The organism is Pseudomonas sp. CFBP 13711 (genome assembly GCF_014842265.1).
Classification (GTDB): domain Bacteria; phylum Pseudomonadota; class Gammaproteobacteria; order Pseudomonadales; family Pseudomonadaceae; genus Aquipseudomonas.
On sequence record NZ_JACYVI010000009.1, the window covers coordinates 124248 to 141756 of the forward strand.

The window sequence follows — 17509 nt, forward strand, 5'->3', positions numbered from 1 at the left end:
GTCAGTCCTCCGCTGTTTCATTAACGATTTTTTCCCGCACCTCGGCCACTGAAGGCTCGGCAATCCATCCGTGCGTTACCTCGGTTTTCAGCTGCGCGTAGAAAGCATCAATCTCGCCGCCAAAACGCTGCCACAAGTCGCGGGCGGACAACTCGCCGTTGTGGCGGGCTAAGATGGTGGCCAGCGGGGCCTGGTCCTTCACTTTAGGCATAGTGCCCAGGCGCAGCGGGGCGATGAGCTCGGTTTGCGGGACTTTCACGGGGCCTTCCTCTTCCTGCGGGACGGTGATGCCGGTGAGGGCTACGACGGTGGCAATACTGAGTCGTGCTGCGAGGTCGCACTTGGCATCGAGTTGCTTCGCAAGCTCATCACATAGCGCTTGATGCCTGCGAAGGCTTGTCAGTATCTCGGGAACGACAGACGCGGGTGGAACAGGCATCGGGACGCTACCTACCTGAGCAAGGTTCAAACCGGGCTTGTCTCCATAGATATAGCGGGCCAAGAAGGCTCGCCCGCCAAAGGCGTTGATCATCCAGAAGTGCATGAACTCGGACCAGCCCGGTTCGTGCAACCGAATCAGAGCAACGTGTTGGCTGACGTAGGCTTTGTTTGGCAGTTCTGGAACAACTGCACATCGGCCGACGTTCCCACCGGTGATGGTAAGCAAAAGGTCACCCGCGCGAACCAAGGTTCTTTTTCCTTCTATCCGCTCCGGCAATGTGACGAAGGCGGGAGATTCGAAGATCAGAGCATCCTGCCGGATGTCCTGGGAACGGATGAACGAATCGCCCGTGCTCGTCATGTGTGTCTTCCAGCCGCGTGATCCGCTCGTGATGTACTCGGACAGATCAGCTAGTTTCTTCCATTCCCATCCCGTGGGGAGCGGACCAAACTCTTCGCTCGAAGAGTCATCTCGCACAGTCAGCTTTGACTCGGGCAAGAGCATGCCTCGCAACCCGAGATCGAAAAGCACGTCGCGGAAAAGTCGAACGTCCCCCGATACGCTAAACAAGTATTCGAAGTTGGCTTGCAGGCGTTGCGAACTTTGCTGGAGCTCATGTGGGGCTTGGGCATTGGCGAGAGCTTGCAGGATAGACTGGCGCAACGGGTTCTGCAGTTTGTGGCGCTCTTGCTGCTGCGCTTCTAACAGGTCACATAAGGCCATCAGCTCATCGACCTTGGCGACGATTCGGAATTGCTCCTCGAGGGGAGGCAACGCAATTTCCGACTCTGCTATCTGCAAGCCAGAAAGATGATCTACTGTCGTATAGTTCTTAACGCCTTGGAGCTTTCTCAATTCAAATTGCAAAGCAATGCAAACGTACTTCCTATTGATTTCATTGGAGTAGAAGCGAAGCCTTGAGACTCGTTGATTTAACAGCGCTGTTTCAGCGTCCCACACCGCAATGCGAAAGTCACCATCCATTGCCACCAGCCAGTCACCACGAGCAACGAGAAACTCGTCTCTATATTCACCAGAGTAGTAGGTTGCAGGAGCGCTGAGACCGACATCCCGTACTCGAATGATGGGTAGTCCTGTACCATTCTGATTAAAAAGATTGGCCTTGAACGCAAATCCAGCTTGCGGGTTGGCAAGGCGATCCAGCGATGTTGATGTCCAACCGGTGGGTAAGTTCGTAGTGCGTTTGATAGATGCTGAGGTTGTTGTTCTGGATCGTCGCCGCGCCGCTGGCCGTACCTGCCCTAATACCCTTGTCAGAAAGTCTTCTGCTGGCTCATCCAAATCATTTTGCGGGACCAACCGCCCCTGAATAGCCAAACGCTGCACCAGCTCCCGCAACCGCGTCACGCCCCCCGGTGCATTCGCAATGTGTCTACATTCAGCCAAAAACTGCTGCGCATCCATCAAGCGTCCTCGCCGACGAAGTGGTGTGCCAGCGCGGCAGCGAGTTCACTTGTCAGGCGGTTCTCGGTTTCTTCGATCTGGCCAAGCAAAGCCTTATATTTGTCCAGCAGCACGTCGGGGTCGTGGCTCTCTTCCTCCGGTGCGTTGGGATTCTTCAGGTCCAGATTATAGATGGGCCAGTAAAGCTGGTCGCCGGCGGTCTGGGCATCACGGGCTTGAAGGCGCAAGTGGTCAGCCTGGATGCGTAGGGTATCAATCTCATCCTCGACCAGTTTGCGCTGTCTGCCGTCTGTCACGCCCTTGATGGAGTCACGCAGGTCGCGGATACGGTTTTCGAGAGTACTGGCTTCGTTGCCCAACTGTTCGGCGCGTTGCCAGTGCGGCTGAGCGGCGGCTTCGGCCTGTTCGCGCTTGGTTTTGAAGTCTATCTTCCAGGCAAATTCGTTTTCCACCCGGTCAGCAAAATCGTTCGTTTCACTACCCCACCACTCCTGCTCGGGCTTGAATTCCTCAAAGCGGATGGGCTTGGTCTTGCTGTAGCTCTTGTAGCCTAGCGGGTACGGATGCTCGTAATACCAGATGGTGTCGGTGTGGAAGTGTTCGGTACCGTCATCCGCTACTGCGCCCTTGGTGAAGAAGAGCAGGTTGGTCTTGATAGTGGTGTAGGGTGCAAACACTCCCTTAGGCAGGCGCACGATGGTATGCAGCTTGCATTCGCAGAGCAACAGTCTTTTCAGCGTCGCCTTGGTGCCTTCGCCGAACAGGAAGCCGTCGGGCAGCACCACGGCGGCGCGGCCGTTTTCCGTCAGCAACTTCTTGATGATGAGCGCCATGAACATGTCGGCCGTTTCCCGCGTGCGCAGGTCGGTCGGGTAGTCGCTGCCGACGCCATCATCTTCATAGCCTCCGAAGGGAGGATTGGTGATGATGCAATCGACCTTGTTGTTGGCGCGCCATTCGTTCCAGCCGATGCCTAAGGTGTTTTTGTGCTCGATCTGGCTTGGAACATCGATACCGTGCAGCAGCATGTTGGTGGTGCACAGCAAGTGAGGCAGCTGCTTCTTCTCAATACCGCGTATCAGCGTTTCGATGGCAGCATTGTCGGCTGAACTGGACTTGGTAGTGATCTGATTGCGGAAGTGGCCGATAGCTGCCGTCAGGAATCCACCAGTACCGCAGGCCGGGTCCATCACGGTTTCGCGCTGCGCAAGATTGGGGTTCACGCGGTCAGCCATGAACTGGGTTATAGCCCGTGGAGTGTAAAACTCGCCTGCATTGCCGGCACCACGCAGGTCATTGAGCAGTTGCTCATACACATCGCCCAAGTTGGCGCGGGTCTTAAAGTCGTGGAAGTTGATAGCTTCTTCCAGCTTTTCGATCACGGCCAGCAGTTGGGTGCCCGATTTCATGTAGTTGTTGGCATCTTCAAAGACGCTGCGAATCACTTTGTGCTGGGCGCTGGCGTTGGCATCGAGCTCCTTAAGCGTGGGGAACAGCTCGTTATTCACGAAGCTGATGATTTTGCTCGGGGTCTTCTGTGGTGCTTTCTTACCATCTGCACCGGGTACCAAGGCTGCCCAGTGACGCCAGCGCATGCGCTCAGGCAATGGAGACTTGTACCTAGGGTTGTCGTCCTCCCACTCTTCCTCGCGCTGGTCAAAGACCTTGAGAAAAAGCATCCAGGTGAGCTGGCCCAGACGCTGCGCGTCACCATCGACGCCATCATCCTTGCGCATGATGTCCTGGATGGTCTTGATGGTACTGCTGAGATTCATCTGGCTCTTCTCGTGTTACACGGCCTGAGGTTTGGCTCAGCCCTGTTTCTGTTCGTTCTGCTCATAGAGCGCCTGTTCAAGCACTCGCACGGCTTGGGTGTACTGCTCAATGCTGCCAAAGATGCCGCGCCTGATCTGCGTCTTGCTGCCGAACTGATCGAAGGGCGGCAACTCCAGCACCTTGGTGTCTTCAATGTCTTGCACGCCGTGATCGGCAAATTTGTCGAGCAGAGCCTCGAGCACCGCGCGAGCTTGTTCCCCATACTTGCTAAACACATCGCGCTTCTTAACATTGCTGGCGCGCTCATGACGGGTGAGCGGTTTCTGGTTGAAGGCAACGTGGGCAACCAAATCAAAAGCATCGAATTCTACGCCGTTGGGCACGGCTTGTTGCAGGATTTTCAGCGGTGCACCTTGACCGCTCAGTTCTTCGAGCACAGCTTGCTTGCGCTCCGCGCTGTTCCAGCGACGTACGAATTCAGTGAGGCTACCGAACTCAGCCTGGAGTGCCTCCTTGATATCGTTTTTGAGTCGGACGCGGTAGTCCTCTGTGATGAGCTTGCCGTCGGCGTCTAGATATCGCGAGCGCTCAACCGCGACACGCACGTTTACGTCGTCAATCACGTACTTGATGCGACTCTCTCTGTCGCCGTCTCCCTTGCTGCCGCCGGGCGGGGTGTCATCAGCATCTCCTGTGTCAGAACCATGGGGTGGTGGTTCAGATTCACCAGTGCCGGGACCTTCTGTAACTTCTGGCGGTAGCACTGGGTCGTCGGCCTTGGGCTCGTAGATCACCACCGGCTCGCCGTCAAAATCCGCGTCGGCGAATAGCCGCGTGGCGCCCTTAAAGTCCATGATGGTGAAGTAAAGCTTGTGGTAATCCTCACGCAGGCGGGTGCCGCGACCGATGATCTGCTTGAACTCGGTCATTGAGTTGATGTTTTGGTCCAAAACGATGAGCTTACAGGTCTTGGCATCCACTCCGGTAGTAAGCAGCTTGGAGGTGGTGGCAATGACGGGGTAAGGCTCGTCATTATCGATGAAGTACGAAAGCTGCGCTTTACCTTCGTTGTCATCACCGGTGATGCGCATCACGTAGCGGCGATTGCTGACAGCGGCCGGGTGAGCTTAACGAGCTCCTGTCGCATGCGCTCGGCGTGATCTTGGTCGTCGCAGAAGACAATCGTCTTGGCGAGGGGTAGGTACCACACAAACCTGCCGGTCTGCTGATGCCAGTCTGCGAATTGCCAAACGGGCGGCATTTGGCATCGCCTGCTTGGCCTGCTGCCGTCTCCATAGGTACAAGCCCCAGACCACCTGCCAGCCCTATCCACAATCGCCAGTATCAAAATCGGCAAGCCGCCTTGGGTCTTTCAATCGACAGGGTGGATTAATTTTCAATCAGCGCCGCCCCCCACTCCGGCTAATTGATGCATCCGCTGACTAAAGCATGCCGAGCTTCTCAAGTTCCGCGTCGATTTGATGGAGCAGCTCCTTACGAGCGACCGCACGTTCTTGGGCGAGAAATGCTGCCGTGATGAGTGTGGCAGGGTGGACGCTCAGGACCTCAGCCAACTGCGCTACCTTGTCAATGGTCGGGCACTTCAACCCACGCTCCAGCGTGCTCAGATACGTTCTGCTACTTACGTCCGAGAAATCTTCTTGGGTAAGGCCCCTTTGCTTGCGGATATCCCGAAGGACCTGCCCAAACGCGATGTTCAGTTCCAATTTTCAGGCTCACAAAGAGAACGATGAAGCCTTCTTGAGCCCTATAGAGCTACAATCTATAGTGTTCATTTTGGAGGGCTTATGTTCACTACCTACCGAAGCTCTGAGATTCAGTTACCCGACCTCAATCCTCAATGTGGCGAAACACAAATCTGGCCATACGTTGAGCAGGAACTCATGTACCCGTGGTTTTACCTGAGCGTGGTTCGGGTAGGCGCGGTCGAACCGGATACATGCATGCTAATGATTCAGCACGCACAGGACGTAGCGTCTCTAGTGCGTCGTGAAACCTCTCGAATTAGGGTTCAGCAGGTCCAAATTGTCACCCCTGCTCACATGAACGGTACTCATCGCTGGCTTATGGAGCCCGTCAAAAAAATATCTGTCCTCGAATCCCCCAGCTTAGGCGGTCCATGTGAAGCATTCGAGGTGGAGGGGGGTAACTGCTATGCCCTTTCTGGGTCGGGCGTTTTGGACAATGCCACGTTGATACAGGTGATCTTCGACGCTGCAACTGACCTCAAGAAATCCCGATAGCGTGTTCGCCATCAGTGTGTAAGCCGCAAAGGTTGGATCCTGTAGCAGGCTACCCTTCTAAACCTGCAAGGTGTGCGATGAAAGATCTAGTACCGGACTCTACTCCCAGAGCTCGCCAGGCTCGGAGACCGACAGAGACGCTGACAAAGCGCCCACTTGAGGAGCTTGGGGACGTGGCTCTTGTGAAACTCGTCCTAGAAGGGTTTGCGCTGCAGGACGTGCAAATGATGCTTTCCAGTTCGACGCTGTACACGAAGCGAAATGTGATCAGGCTGATAACAGGGAAGTCTCAGCGGAAGGTCAATCTCCTGCTGAAGTCTGGCTTGGGAATGGATCGGCTGAATGCCCAACAAAGCGCAATGGCATTCCAGTTCGCGAAGACGCTTGAGCACGCGATTACGGTTTTAGGTACACAGGCGATGGCAGAAGACTGGCTGTGCCGATCACCTAGGCATTTATCGGGACTCATGCCAGTTGAGCTCATCGAAACGTCAGTTGGGTTCACTACGGTTGAGCGTTATCTCTCACAGATTCAGCACGGGGTATACGTTTAGATGCAGTCGAAAGCCAATCACGTAACCCATCCCTTCTTTCGAAAGAGGCCCCTGTATGCCTGATGCGGATCGGGCAGTTGCGGCGTTGAAGGCGGCGAAAAACATTGTGTTTTTTACCGGCGCTGGTATTTCAGCGGAGAGTGGAATTCCTACGTTTCGTGACAAGCTGACCAGGGTTTGGTCCACTCACGATCCCGAGAAACTGGAGACAGCTAAGGCCTTTCGCGAAAACCCTGCTCTGGTCTGGGGGTTTTATCTGTGGCGGCGTAATCAGATGAGTCAAGCGAAGCCAAATGCTGCTCATTTAGCGATACAACGTTTAGCAAGCACCGATCGGACCGTAGCTATGATCACGCAAAATATCGACGACTTACACGAGCGGGCCGGGTCGGCAGATGTCGCACATCTTCTCGGAAGTCTCATAACACCCAAATGCTTCGCATGCGGTCGGAGTGCTGAGTTGCAGGTCTGCCAGTATGATTTTCAGCATGCCGTCGAGCACGATCCGCCCAGGTGCCCTCGGTGCAATGGCAGACTTCGCCCAAGCATCACTTGGTTCGGTGAGGATCTTTCCCCCGCTGTGTGGAAGTCTGCTGTCAAAACATCCGAAAGCTGCGACGTGCTTGTTTCTGTAGGCACATCTGGCGTCGGCACGCCAGCGGCAGAGATCCCACACATAGCGCTCTCTTCTGGAGCCGTCGTCATTCACGTGAACCTGGTCAATGTATCTATTGGTACGGCAAATAAGCTTATGATTGTTGGGAAAGCTAGTGAGGCACTTCCTGCCCTTCTAAGTGCTGCTTGTGGAATCTAATCAGAAAACTGCAGCGCCTACCTTATAAACACATCCAGACATTTGCGCGTGGCGAGCGAGGAATATATCCAGCAGTATTGCTCGAGACCAATGATCGCCAATTGTCTCGGTAGCAATAGTTGATCATTTCTGACCTAAACAGGGGGCACCCAGGTCAGCGCCTTGTAGTCCTGATCTGTTGCAACGCTCAATAGTAAATGCTGGACTAGCCAGGGCACGAGTAACATTCTATTACTAGGAATGATGGACCGGACGCGCTTAGGAGGGATGAATTTCTGCGGCGGTCAGATGTACCCCTACTCGCCGAGCTTTGTGAATACCGGGGACTGGATCAGGAGTATCTATCACTGGTGGTAAGCTGCTCGTAAACGAAGAGCGCTGAGATGACATAAAGCCGCGCTCGAGGATTAAACTTACAGAGTGGTCAAGTCTTGAGAAAATACTTCGAACGATGTATAGCCATGTTGAGGTTTGAACAAATCCGCTGAGAAAACCTTTCCCGGCCTTTTCGACGCACTCACGCCTGATCTACAGGCGGCCTTGCACAAGCAAGTCACCGCAATGGTCGCCCAGAACAAGTCCACTCCAGCACCAGCTTACGACGACAAAACCGGTTGATCGAAGCCCGTGCCCGTCCTGAGCTTTTTCCGCGCATGCGTGGGAGTTCCGTGATGATCTGCGTGGGGTCCGGCTGAGAGCCCAATGTGGCTTGACAGTCGATACCGCGTCCCCACTCTTCCCAATTTCGCAATCCTCTCGGCACTACCTGCGCATCTAGTCTCGGCCCGTAGGTTGGGCTGCCTGTGACACCTGAGCTTCGCCGCGAAGATTGATCCATCTAACTCCGAGGGGGGTCAACGCAATGAACCATGCCATTCAAGACAGCCCCGCCGTACTTAAATCTCAGGCAATGCTTTGTGCCATCATGTACGCCCAGGATGAGGTAAAGGCGAAGAGCTACATGCTGCCGTTCTGGATGACTGTTACTTCGGTGAACGGGCGAAATGGCTTTTGTCGCTGTAATTTCGGCAGCTCAGGCAACTACGCTGGCAATTTCCATATGAGCGAACTTGGCTTCTACGGTGGCAAGCAGCTGGAGCAACATTCGGTCCCTTGATAACGCAGGTAAGTTGTTCAAGATACCCACTGGTAAACTCGTTGCGTTTCGCCGGCACGGTAGCCCCCGTTGCATGACTATCCAGAATCCTAATCATTGGTGTGACGCAGGAGGGCTGTATGCAAGGACAGAAGGACTACGAGCCCTACTCTGGCATCATCAAGCAAGCACTCTCAAAGCGCCACGCGCGCGGCGCTTGCGACCGAAATCCTCAGTAGAAGGCCCCGAAATACGTAGTCGAGATGTGCGAAGGTCTAACCGGAGCCATCAACAAGCAAAGCGACCAAGCAGTGACCGCGCAGGCCGTCATCTTGCTTGAGAGCACATGCACAGGCACCGATTACCATCACAAGCCCGCCATGCGCTGCCAGCGTTTGGCGTCCACTCAACTGGCATAGGCACCAAGCTTGGAACTTGAAACACTAAGGGCGTACCAGCAGGCGTCCCGCGAACTCGCAGTAGAGGAAATGGCGGCTCGCGCGCTGAACTATCACCCAGAACTGCTTACTCTGCGAGAAATCGATGCGGAAGCGATTGCCCAATACGAGGACTGGCTTACACCCTACGACTTCGGCTGGGAGCGGGTGTTGACCTGGAAGAACCGACCGGCTCACTACAAGGCCATCGATGTCGCGATCTGGTATGACGGAACGCTGGCCGGCATGTGTTGGGCATCACCTAAAGACAGCCGCGAGAAGATTTTTGTCCTCTACATCGAGCGCAATCCTGACGACACTTTTCTCACGCGAGGCTATGTGGCGCCATTGGGGCTCAGCGCAGTGCGAAATTACGGCGTGCTGCTGGAGCTGACCTATGTGGTGATTGACGACCCTATCCCAGAAGCCCGCGAGGCCTACCAGCGTGAGGGCTTCTTGCATCATCAAGGTATCGGTCTTGCTTACGACTTGACCCGAGACTATTATGAGGACAACGACGAGGTATCCGAAAATGACCACTAAAGTCAATAGCACAGTTAAAGCACAAGCCAAAGCGAAACTGACGCGCCTGCACAAGTCGCCCAAGTACCGCAGCTTTTTCGACGCCGCTGCAATTGAAGCCTTTAGCAAGGTGGAAGGCTCCGCCTTTGCCGGCAAGTCCATCAAACGCGTTCTAGGTGACGATCTGTCGCCACGCTGCTGATTAAATTCTGAAAGAAGAATCGGGCTTTGCCCGGTTTTTTTTGGGCAATATGCAAGCAGACACTGCATGAAAAGGCGGTAGACACCAGCAGGACTCCACGTTTCTGCTCCGGGATCTAGACCAGTTTCAAGCATTGGGAACCGGCGTGGCGCGAGCCGCCGCCATAAGAGCGCCAAATTGCTCCTGGGCAAGGTCGCACAGAGCCTCATAGGCCTTGACTGCCACGGCATGTTGACCAACTGCGACCTCGATCACCGTCTCGAGCGGTATAGCTTGTTTCAAGCCGAACTCCAATGTTCGGCCCTCAGAATGTTCCTCCACAGAAACATAGGTCGTTATTCCTATCCCGATATTGCGCGGGTGGCCGTGCTCTCTCTGATTACGGTAGTCGTCAGTGCCTTCCGAAATAGGTCCGTGGCCCAACTCTCCGAGAATTGGAGCTAGTCGCCGCCAATTGATCCAGGGCTGACCAATTTTGGAAGCAACCGCCATCGTGAGGAACTTCGACCCGTTCCATTGTAGGCCGGGCAGCGAGGGAGTGAGCTGGTGGTTTGCCAGTCCACAAGACGTGGCGGCTGCGAACATAATTCGGCCTTTTAGAGCTTGGGGAGCACCCAGCACAAGTGCTGAGTATGGTGAAATATGCTCCTTGATCAAGCTAAGTCGTTCATCTTGATCGCATGCGTTGTAGACCGGTGCCCAGGCAGCCAGCGTGTTGATCCAGCCGCGAAAATCGTTCGTGCTATTCGCAAGCTCTCTGAGGAAGTCTGAGACAGATTGCTGATACATCCCCAGCGTCATTCCCGGCATCGGTTTTCCGCCAGAAAGGTTGGGCCCAGAAACAATTGTTGTAATTAGCTTATCCCGGATGTTCTTGCGAAACGATGCGTACAGCTCTATAGCGCGATCATCTTCCATAGTCGGTGCTCAATAGTCGCTCTCCTCATGGTTCCAGCCCTTGGACACCACACTTTTGAACAGTCTATCGATTCCCGAAGCCGAGGCTAGGGTCTGAGAAAGTTATGTGCGCTCTCGATGGCACACCCGGACATGCCTCAAGCTTTGTTTAAACCAACAAGCCGAGGCCACCTGCATGACCACCAAGACGCTCCAGCGAGGCGCAGACCAGCTGGCAGAAGTGCCTGTATCAGAACTCTCGGCCCAAATGATCGATTGGCTGACCGCCCGCTCAGAAGGCGCGCCAGTGGAGTTTGACGGAACCTACATCCGCCACTGCCCGGTACTCAACGAGTACAAGGGCATCTACTCGCCCTCCACAAACGCTATCGACGGCCCCCCCCTGTTGGAACGCGAAAAGATCCAATTGCGCTACATCGATAACCCCGGCCATGCCGGCCCCGGGCTCTGGCTGGCACAGGCCTGCCGTTTCCGCGCCACCGGCCATTCGGTCGAATGGAGCGCGTATGGCGTTCCCTACACTGAGTTGGCGCTCAGCTACCTTACCGGGCCGACAATGCTGATCGCAGGCCAGCGCTTCATCATCGCCAAGACCCAAGTTGGTAAGTCGAACGCGCCGATGGTCCGTGTGCCTTTGGAACTCATCACGGCAGAAGGAGGGATTATGAAAAAACGAGTATGCGGCTAATGTCGCCTCTCATGCTCCAGGTGTTGAAGGACATCGCTGCGGGAAAAGGCGCGCTCTATGTCTGCTCTGGACGCAGCGAGCACGGGGGCGGAATGGGACCATAGTGGCGCTCGCTATCCGATCGCTCATACCTGGAAGATTGACCAAGCTGACTGCCAGCTCAGGGTTGCAATCTAGCCGTGCTGTCCACATCGCGATGGAGCGGTGATCCCTCAGCAGGCCTTGTTTGGGTAACGAGGTCCACTCGCAGTGGGGTCGCCAGACGACGCCAGGTGCGGTGAACCCGGCTGCCCGCATATCCCCTTCCATTTCATACAATGAACGCAGGCTGGACGGCCTGGTGGGAGCGCTAAAAATTTGCCCCAGAAACCTTTTTTTCAGACTCTTATAGCTGGGCCAGCGTGCAGTAACCTGAGGATTGTCCTCATATACCCGCTCCAACGCTGCAAGCCCGAAGATGACCTCTACCAGCAGCGAGACCGGAGGGAGATATAAGAACGTAGGGGGAAGAACCTAACGCAGCTGAGAGCTTTGAGGATCACTCACCTGAGCACCTTTTTGGGAAAGAGTGAATGGGTGGCAACGACACCAGAACTCACTAAGTAAATTGACCTTGATCCGAGAAGACTCACGGCCGGCGTCCTGATGTCAGCATCGCAGCCTCAAGCTGCTAGTCAATTGCCATTACAACGAGAAATGCTTAGCGAGCAAACATAACCCGCGCTTCTCCAAGCGCTTCACTCGCCTCTGGCGACCAGTTACCGGGCCGCCCTCCTGTACTTTTAGGAAAACCTAACACCTGGTTTGACCTCTGGAAAGTTGATGAACTGTTGGTCCACACTGCAGAATACGTGCTTGGGGTGGATATAAACTGTAACAGAATCTTTCATAGAATTTTTGAGTTGATCCCCTTCAGCGTTGGCACCCACCGAGCCTCTAATTGCAGTGGATCTGGAGTGATCCACGCCATGGTAAGTGGGCCCGTGAGCCATGGGGGTTGGCATTCACGCGAGGAGGCCCGCGAGGTAAAGCTGCTGGAGGCACTGATCCGAAGCTCAAGCGAAACAAAATATCCAGATATATCTCTGCGAATATAAGTCATGGTTAGCAGGATATTTACGGATAAATTGTTCGAGCCCAGATTGCCATCCACGGCGGCCGGGGCAATCCCTAGGGAGATTGCCGAGCCGGAGTCTGAAGGAGGCAGGGTATTTGCTCCGATGAGAAAAACTACGCGGCTCTCGCCGGAGGCTTCGGGCTTCTTACGCGCTTAAAAACTTGATTACCACGATTAGCGGACGGCGGGTTAGCTTCTTTTTTTCTTCTGCCGTTTGCGCATCTCTTGAGCATATTTTGCCTTGCGGATCCGCAGGCGGCGATTCAGATGCACCATCTCTGCTTCCATTATGTTGTACCAGCCATTTTTGGATTTGATCACTTGATTAAAAAAGTAGTGCTTGAACGCAGAAGTTTCAATTCGTCCCTGGCGCCAAGCCATATGCATAAAGTTGGTTGTCAGAAAGAAGTGCAGCCCGCACAGCACTACCGTCACCTGAAAGAAGAGAGCTTGATCAGACTCCAACTCCCCAGAAGAGTTGTTGATCAGCAAACGAAACGTGACTGCGATAAAAGCAAAGACAAAGCAGAAATTGATAAAAATCGCCTTCTTTCTCACAGGCTCTCCGGCGATCTTAACTCTAGTGCACTGCACCAGTGTATACAAAGCGTTAACTAGCAGCGGTAAACCAACGAACGCGATATCGATTCCTGTAAGGCCATAGCTGACGGAATCGAGCCAATAAATACACGCAAGAGCCAGTGCAGTGAGAGTCGCGACTACCAGATCCTTCTGAAGCGATTTGGAATGTTCCAAGTTTTGCCTGCCATTTTTCCCCATGCGGGAGTAAATGTAGTCAACCCCCTCAATGTAGATCATAGGCCAGAACACAGCACTAAAACCAATGACATAGGTGACTTTAACCATGCCCCAAAAATCCCAGCTTTCCAACATCTCAAGCGGATTGGCTCTCAAGGCGTAGAGGCACCAAACAAAACTGACCAATAACAAAGAAGAAAAAACGCCACGGTGGAGATATACGACATATTCATTGGAGGCAGACATAGGCACGCGCATAGGCAATTCCAAACCAGAAACAACATGAATGATTGCGTCCGACACATCGACGCTGACAACTCATCATCGCATTGGCAGTTCAGACTGTCCAGCGGCCACATTTCGTTCAGTTGCTGTTCGTTCTTATAGCGAAATCTGTCGAGGTGAAAACGATGCTGTAAAATCAAGGGCTGCCGCATTAAAATCAGTGTTTTCTTATGGCAGTAAAAAGTTTCCGAAAGCGACAATGGTTCAGGAAGTGGCATCTCCTTACGACGCGAACAAATTCGCAGCAGCATTATCACTTTTAGCCTGCTCGTCAAATGCCTACCGAAGCTAAGCGGATTAATCGAATTCAGAGACAAAATTTTTGTCGAAAAAAAGTACAAGCGGTTACGAAAATCACGCTGCCAGGGCACGGGTCCAGGCGACTTTTCGCAGTTTCAGGACGCAAGAATAAGACTCAAAGCCTTTCAGATAGCATCCGGGATCAGATCCCCGTCGGGCATCTAGCGCCGTCCGATCTGAATGACACAAAGGTGTCCTTCAACGAGGAAGATTCCGACTAGACTTCTGCTGAAGCATTAGAACTTGTTCGGGCTCTAATCTTCACTACGCAGATAGAAGCTCCATGCTCTTCAGGCTGCAAAGCGAAGTCGAACTGACCATCCTGTGCCCTGTACCGAGTTCCTCACACGCGCTTAGACAGGAGCACAGAAACGACGCGAAAGATGATTTGGCAATTGATGTCGACGGATTATACGTAAACGCCGTATTCGATTTGGGCTAACAGATCCAGGACATGCCGATATCCTTGGGAGGTCGATAGCAGGTGACACGGTGGCTGATAATTGAGCGCGCGAGCAGGATGAACAAACCATTGGTCTACGGCTTTTTTTGTCCCTAAGCCTCGCACAGGTGCGGTTTACGACGCCCTGCCGCTGGCGCCAGGCGTAAAAACTGCTGCGATTGACTCCCAGCGCGCGGCAACAATCGTGAACGCCGTAGTGCTCGCCCAGCTCGCTGATCAGTTCGAATGATCTTTGGAGTCCGAAAGCAGGAGAGCACTGGCCTTTTTTAGGATTTCGATATCCCGGTCCTTCTGCCTTAGCAATGTCTTGAGTCGCTGTATTTCCTGTTGCTCGGCGGTAATCGCCTTGGCGCCCACAGGCGTCGCGCCTTGGCGCTCCGCACGCACCTGTTCGACCCAGCGACGCAGCGCGGTTCGGCCAATGCTGAGGTTGTCGCAGACCTCAGGGACCGATTGTCCCTCGTCCAGCACCATGGCCGCTGCTTTGAGTTTGAATTCGTTCGAGTAAGAAGTACGCATGCCCATAACACCTCGGATTTGGGCGCTATCTTAGCGCCCGATTGAGATGTCCAAAATCATTAAGCCCGTTCATTCGTGCTCATATGAAACGTAGAGCCAGGTGCGATCTTCCTTTTCTAAAACCACCACGGGCGCGTATTTAGGGAGGGTCATTAGCACCTCGGACTTCATCCCGCGCGCTACTCGCATGCGGACATCAGAGCCAGTTAAGAAACGTAACATCGCCTGGTTTGCCCGTCAGATTGGAGCTTATGAAGCGCCTTAGGCTTGCAAACGAATACGCTTCTGGTCTTCGCTCATTGATGTCTACTAACCCCTGTCGCACGTCTTCCCAGTGAGTCAGCACATCTAACAGGCACTATGCAAAGTAGCCACAGGTACGGTAGCCATGTGGGCGCCCCAGAGAGCGTCGGCTTTGTATTAGCTTCAGGTCTTATATCAGCGACGTACAAGTCCCCGACCGAAACAGATTCAATCTCTCCGGCGAAAATCTGCTCCAAGTCGCTCGCGTACGCAGGTGCATCCACGATCTCAGACGAGCGGGAGGCAAGCTCGCTTAGCAGTGCTTTGAACTTCAGCTCCCCAGGGAGCATTTGGCGGGCCAGCTCCAAGTGATCGCCCGTCAGCCAAGCCTTCGCCTGGTCAGCCAGCTGACTCAAATGATCGATCCTGCTTAAAATCCGGACTTGCTCAGCCAGAGGACCTGTTTGATTTCCCTCCATCAAGGCTCCTGCTTGGTCAGTCAGTTGGCTCATAGGATCGGCCTGCCTCCAATCTTGGACTTGCTTGGCCAAATGACTTAAATGATAACCCTTCATCCAAGCCCTAGTTTGGTCAGTCCGTTGGTTCGCGGGATGGAGCTGCCTCCAATCCCGGGCCTGCCCAGCATCTCTCCAATTTCCGCCTGATTTATAAGCTAAGCTAGAGAATACGGGGATTCCAAGGGAACCAGAGTTCGAGATGACATCCCTGCACTAGTTCCAGCTTTGATTTTTTGAGTTACAGAGCTGATAATCCTTGGATAGTAATTAGGCTTCATGTGATCAGGTGGGGTGATATGGTGCTTTCAGTGCTCACTGGCGCGTCTATATAGAGGCATACAGGGATCTATATCGGATATCCTGACCACTACAATTCGGCATACCAGAGATGGCAGTCCATCAGGCTACCCCGTCTCCCACCAGCCACAAGGAAACGAGCTCGGTTCGGGTTTAATGTCATTGGGCATCAGAGCACAAAGTTCTCGCGTAGCTGCAGCAGCATCTCTTCAACGATTCGCACTTCCACCACCGTCGAAGTAGTCCCCGCCGGACTAGAGCCAGATAGGTGCTTTGTCGAATTATTCAGCCCACGGAACCCCAGTCACGATGGCGCTGGCCACCTTCGGTGGTGATCGCCGCCTTAGTATGGAGGAGATTTTTTATAGGCACAATTCAAGGTTCAAGGTTTTGAGCTGATGGAAATGAGCCCTTACTCCACCCCCCGATCGATCAAACGCCTCAAGCTTATGGGGATGTGAATATCGGATCATGCCTTTTCTGCATTCATTTTCTTAACATCGCCCTCCAAGTACGTTCTAGTAATTATTCAACCGCATAAAAATGTGTCTAAATGTTATTGAGATATATTAAATTGGAGGTAGAGTTTTTTTAAGTTCACCCTCTGTTTTTATGTTTTTTAAGGCGCGCTTTGTTTTTAATGAGGAGTGTTTGTAGTTGTTAGGCTTATCATAGTTTTTGACGATTTCTAAAGTTAAAAAAATACTCAGAGTCAGCGGAAGTGATAATGGAAGAATAAGATATTTAAAGTACGACAGCAGCATAAATAACTCCGTTTAGTATCCCCGGGTATCTATCACCTACCCGTCGCCATATGTTTAATTCGGTGTTTTCTCGAAAGGAGATTTTGAGGCGAGCCGCCCTTCCACCAAGCAATTTGCATGGAGATCCTTATCAACATTTGCGCCGGAGCAAATGACCCCGATTAATTTACCTTTTATTTCTGCTGGGGCCGTAAGCACTGTCGCTAGTGCAATCGCGCCAGAAGGCTCGAGCACCAGCCCCATCTCCTGATATGCGAAACGCACTGCGTAAGCTACCTGATCATCATCAACGCACGATGTACCCAATGCGTTGAATTCAGACAAATTCAAGAGCAGCCTGCTAGGCATCGCCGTCAACAGTGCGTCGCAAATTGATCCACATGTGGCAATATTTCGCTCGGGAAGCTCGAAGCGACGAGCACGCCCAACTCGGTCGTAACCTATTGGTTCAACCGCAATAATTGAGCACTGCTGCTCTGCGTGGCCGGCGGCAATGCAGCTGCCCGCTACTAACCCCCCTCCCCCACAGGGCACAAATATATGCTCCAGGGCGTAGCCCTTTGCCTGCACGCTATCGATTAACTCCAGGGCTACGGTGGCTTGGCCCGCAATCACATCGGCATTGTCGAATGAGGGGATTAGCAGGGCTCGTTTCGTTGTACAAAGTTGCTCAGCGATTGCATTACGATCATCACGGCCTCGGTCATAGAACACGACGCCAGCACCGGCTTCTCGTACTTTTGCCAGTTTGATCGCAGGGCTGTCATGAGGCATAACGACGGTAACGGGTATCGACATAAGCTTGCCTGCCATCGCGACGCCTATAGCATGATTGCCGGAAGAATAGGCCACTACCTCTCTGGGGCGTTGCTCTTGTGCCAGGAGCGCGTTAAGTGCACCACGAAACTTGAATGATCCGCCGCTCTGCAATGACTCTGCCTTGACCATAACCTTAGCGCCGACGGCCAGATTCAGTGCGTGTGACTCAAGTACCGGGGTATGCAGGATGAAGCCCTCCAGACGGCGCGCAGCGCGGTGAACGGCAGCAAGGTCAAGTGCTGATGACCAGCGCGCGCCCCCAGCTTGCAGATTAGTCACTGTCATCA

14 protein-coding genes and 1 pseudogene are annotated in these 17509 nt (G+C 53.5%); 6 read left to right on the top strand and 9 right to left on the bottom strand.

What is annotated here, in order from left to right; translation table 11 throughout:
• Position 1 precedes the first annotated feature (1 nt).
• The 4 genes and pseudogenes from IFT47_RS17640 to IFT47_RS17655 form a co-directional block, all read right to left on the bottom strand.
• Positions 2–1867, bottom strand: a complete 1866-nt coding sequence (locus IFT47_RS17640) for a restriction endonuclease subunit S (RefSeq protein WP_192173702.1) — start codon at positions 1865–1867, stop codon at positions 2–4.
• Entirely contained in the window at positions 1867–3642 is a 1776-nt protein-coding gene (locus tag IFT47_RS17645) for a class I SAM-dependent DNA methyltransferase (protein ID WP_192173703.1), read from the bottom strand. The genes IFT47_RS17640 and IFT47_RS17645 overlap by 1 nt, the downstream gene beginning before the upstream one ends.
• Positions 3643–3678: 36 nt before the next feature.
• A pseudogene (locus IFT47_RS17650) lies at positions 3679–4841 on the bottom strand (type I restriction-modification enzyme R subunit C-terminal domain-containing protein); the annotation flags it as partial.
• A 244-nt stretch (positions 4842–5085) separates the two neighbouring features.
• Positions 5086–5370: a helix-turn-helix domain-containing protein gene (locus tag IFT47_RS17655; protein ID WP_192173704.1), complete on the bottom strand. Its 285-nt coding sequence runs from the start codon at positions 5368–5370 to the stop codon at positions 5086–5088.
• Positions 5371–6080: 710 nt separating this feature from the next.
• On the opposite strand from IFT47_RS17655, the gene IFT47_RS27975 reads away from it, so the two are divergent.
• The 5 genes from IFT47_RS27975 (at position 6081) to IFT47_RS17680 (ending at position 9532) form a co-directional block, all read left to right on the top strand.
• Positions 6081–6461 carry an antitoxin Xre/MbcA/ParS toxin-binding domain-containing protein gene (locus IFT47_RS27975; RefSeq protein WP_192173705.1) on the top strand — a complete coding sequence of 127 codons (381 nt, stop codon included), beginning with the start codon at positions 6081–6083 and terminating at the stop codon, positions 6459–6461.
• A 55-nt stretch (positions 6462–6516) separates the two neighbouring features.
• Positions 6517–7275: an SIR2 family NAD-dependent protein deacylase gene (locus IFT47_RS17665; protein WP_192173706.1), complete on the top strand. Its 759-nt coding sequence runs from the start codon at positions 6517–6519 to the stop codon at positions 7273–7275.
• 862 nt (positions 7276–8137) lie between these two features.
• The gene (locus tag IFT47_RS17670) at positions 8138–8392 is read left to right on the top strand and encodes a hypothetical protein (protein ID WP_192173707.1); all 255 of its coding nucleotides are present in this window, start codon (positions 8138–8140) and stop codon (positions 8390–8392) included.
• A gap of 407 nt (positions 8393–8799) precedes the next feature.
• A complete protein-coding gene (locus tag IFT47_RS17675) occupies positions 8800–9351 on the top strand; it encodes a hypothetical protein (protein ID WP_192173708.1) in 552 nt (183 codons plus the stop codon).
• Positions 9341–9532 (top strand): hypothetical protein, encoded by a 192-nt coding sequence (locus tag IFT47_RS17680; RefSeq protein ID WP_192173709.1) that lies wholly within the window; start codon positions 9341–9343, stop codon positions 9530–9532. The genes IFT47_RS17675 and IFT47_RS17680 overlap by 11 nt, the downstream gene beginning before the upstream one ends.
• Positions 9533–9658: 126 nt before the next feature.
• On the opposite strand, the gene IFT47_RS17685 is transcribed toward IFT47_RS17680, so the two are convergent.
• A complete protein-coding gene (locus IFT47_RS17685) occupies positions 9659–10450 on the bottom strand; it encodes a hypothetical protein (RefSeq protein ID WP_192173710.1) in 792 nt (263 codons plus the stop codon).
• 175 nt (positions 10451–10625) lie between these two features.
• On the opposite strand from IFT47_RS17685, the gene IFT47_RS17690 reads away from it, so the two are divergent.
• Positions 10626–11138 carry a phage protein NinX family protein gene (locus tag IFT47_RS17690; protein WP_192173711.1) on the top strand — a complete coding sequence of 171 codons (513 nt, stop codon included), beginning with the start codon at positions 10626–10628 and terminating at the stop codon, positions 11136–11138.
• Between the two features lie 1306 nt (positions 11139–12444).
• Here the strand turns inward: IFT47_RS17690 and IFT47_RS17695 are convergent.
• The 4 genes from IFT47_RS17695 to IFT47_RS17710 form a co-directional block, all read right to left on the bottom strand.
• Entirely contained in the window at positions 12445–13272 is an 828-nt protein-coding gene (locus IFT47_RS17695; RefSeq protein ID WP_192173712.1) for a hypothetical protein, read from the bottom strand.
• A 736-nt stretch (positions 13273–14008) separates the two neighbouring features.
• Positions 14009–14167, bottom strand: a complete 159-nt coding sequence (locus tag IFT47_RS28195) for an antitoxin Xre/MbcA/ParS toxin-binding domain-containing protein (RefSeq protein WP_192173829.1) — start codon at positions 14165–14167, stop codon at positions 14009–14011.
• 111 nt (positions 14168–14278) lie between these two features.
• The gene (locus IFT47_RS17705) at positions 14279–14581 is read right to left on the bottom strand and encodes a transposase (RefSeq protein ID WP_241090298.1); all 303 of its coding nucleotides are present in this window, start codon (positions 14579–14581) and stop codon (positions 14279–14281) included.
• A gap of 1876 nt (positions 14582–16457) precedes the next feature.
• Positions 16458–17507 (bottom strand): threonine ammonia-lyase, encoded by a 1050-nt coding sequence (locus IFT47_RS17710; RefSeq protein WP_192173713.1) that lies wholly within the window; start codon positions 17505–17507, stop codon positions 16458–16460.
• Positions 17508–17509: the final 2 nt, after the last annotated feature.

Excerpts from the sequence above, each read along its gene's own strand:
- IFT47_RS17640 (WP_192173702.1), bottom strand. The coding sequence starts at position 1,867 with ATGGATGCGCAGCAGTTTTTGGCTGAATGTAGACACATTGCGAATGCA.
- IFT47_RS17645 (WP_192173703.1), bottom strand. The coding sequence starts at position 3,642 with ATGAATCTCAGCAGTACCATCAAGACCATCCAGGACATCATGCGCAAG.
- IFT47_RS17665 (WP_192173706.1), top strand. The coding sequence starts at position 6,517 with ATGCCTGATGCGGATCGGGCAGTTGCGGCGTTGAAGGCGGCGAAAAAC.
- IFT47_RS17670 (WP_192173707.1), top strand. The coding sequence starts at position 8,138 with ATGAACCATGCCATTCAAGACAGCCCCGCCGTACTTAAATCTCAGGCA.
- IFT47_RS17680 (WP_192173709.1), top strand. The coding sequence starts at position 9,341 with ATGACCACTAAAGTCAATAGCACAGTTAAAGCACAAGCCAAAGCGAAA.
- IFT47_RS17685 (WP_192173710.1), bottom strand. The coding sequence starts at position 10,450 with ATGGAAGATGATCGCGCTATAGAGCTGTACGCATCGTTTCGCAAGAAC.
- IFT47_RS17690 (WP_192173711.1), top strand. The coding sequence starts at position 10,626 with ATGACCACCAAGACGCTCCAGCGAGGCGCAGACCAGCTGGCAGAAGTG.
- IFT47_RS17695 (WP_192173712.1), bottom strand. The coding sequence starts at position 13,272 with ATGCGCGTGCCTATGTCTGCCTCCAATGAATATGTCGTATATCTCCAC.
- IFT47_RS17705 (WP_241090298.1), bottom strand. The coding sequence starts at position 14,581 with ATGCGTACTTCTTACTCGAACGAATTCAAACTCAAAGCAGCGGCCATG.
- IFT47_RS17710 (WP_192173713.1), bottom strand. The coding sequence starts at position 17,507 with ATGACAGTGACTAATCTGCAAGCTGGGGGCGCGCGCTGGTCATCAGCA.